General features: G+C 54.2%; 1 rRNA gene. It reads left to right on the forward strand.

The window, feature by feature from the left end:
• Positions 1–1,415 (forward strand): 16S ribosomal RNA (locus V7K76_RS06280); the annotation flags it as partial.
• Positions 1,416–1,495: the final 80 nt, after the last annotated feature.

A 1,495-nucleotide genomic window follows, 5' to 3' on the forward strand; every position in this document is an offset into this window, starting at 1 on the left:
GGATTTAGTGGCGGACGGGTGAGTAACGCGTGAGAATCTACCATCAGGTCTGGGACAACCACTGGAAACGGTGGCTAATACCGGATGTGCCCTTAGGGGTGAAAGGTTAACTGCCTGATGATGAGCTCGCGTCTGATTAGCTAGTTGGAAGTGTAATGGACTCCCAAGGCGACGATCAGTAGCTGGTCTGAGAGGACGATCAGCCACACTGGGACTGAGACACGGCCCAGACTCCTACGGGAGGCAGCAGTGGGGAATTTTCCGCAATGGGCGAAAGCCTGACGGAGCAATACCGCGTGAGGGAGGAAGGCTCTTGGGTCGTAAACCTCTTTTCTCAGGGAAGAATACAATGACGGTACCTGAGGAATAAGCATCGGCTAACTCCGTGCCAGCAGCCGCGGTAATACGGAGGATGCAAGCGTTATCCGGAATGATTGGGCGTAAAGCGTCCGCAGGTGGCAATGTAAGTCTGCTGTTAAAGAGTGAGGCTCAACCTCATAAGAGCAGTGGAAACTACATAGCTAGAGTACGTTCGGGGCAGAGGGAATTCCTGGTGTAGCGGTGAAATGCGTAGAGATCAGGAAGAACACCGGTGGCGAAGGCGCTCTGCTAGGCCGTAACTGACACTGAGGGACGAAAGCTAGGGGAGCGAATGGGATTAGATACCCCAGTAGTCCTAGCCGTAAACGATGGATACTAGGCGTGGCTTGTATCGACCCGAGCCGTGCCGTAGCTAACGCGTTAAGTATCCCGCCTGGGGAGTACGCCGGCAACGGTGAAACTCAAAGGAATTGACGGGGGCCCGCACAAGCGGTGGAGTATGTGGTTTAATTCGATGCAACGCGAAGAACCTTACCAAGGCTTGACATGTCGCGAATCTTCTCGAAAGGGAAGAGTGCCTTCGGGAGCGCGAACACAGGTGGTGCATGGCTGTCGTCAGCTCGTGTCGTGAGATGTTGGGTTAAGTCCCGCAACGAGCGCAACCCTCGTTTTTAGTTGCCAGCATTAAGTTGGGCACTCTAGAGAGACTGCCGGTGACAAACCGGAGGAAGGTGGGGATGACGTCAAGTCAGCATGCCCCTTACGCCTTGGGCTACACACGTACTACAATGCTCCGGACAGAGGGCAGCAAGCATGCGAATGCAAGCAAATCCCGGAAACCGGAGCTCAGTTCAGATCGCAGGCTGCAACTCGCCTGCGTGAAGGAGGAATCGCTAGTAATTGCAGGTCAGCATACTGCAGTGAATTCGTTCCCGGGCCTTGTACACACCGCCCGTCACACCATGGAAGCTGGTAGTGCCCGAAGTCATTACTCCAACCTTTCGGGGGGGAGGATGCCTAAGGCAGGACTGGTGACTGGGGTGAAGTCGTAACAAGGTAGCCGTACCGGAAGGTGTGGCTGGATCACCTCCTTTTTAGGGAGACCTACACCCCTTACATATCGAAAAGCAAACAGTTAAATAGATAGTAAGTTGGTCATTCCTTAGGTCGGTCG

The sequence above is a fragment of the Nostoc sp. genome, assembly GCF_036917975.1.
Taxonomy (GTDB): Bacteria; Cyanobacteriota; Cyanobacteriia; order Cyanobacteriales; family Nostocaceae; genus Nostoc.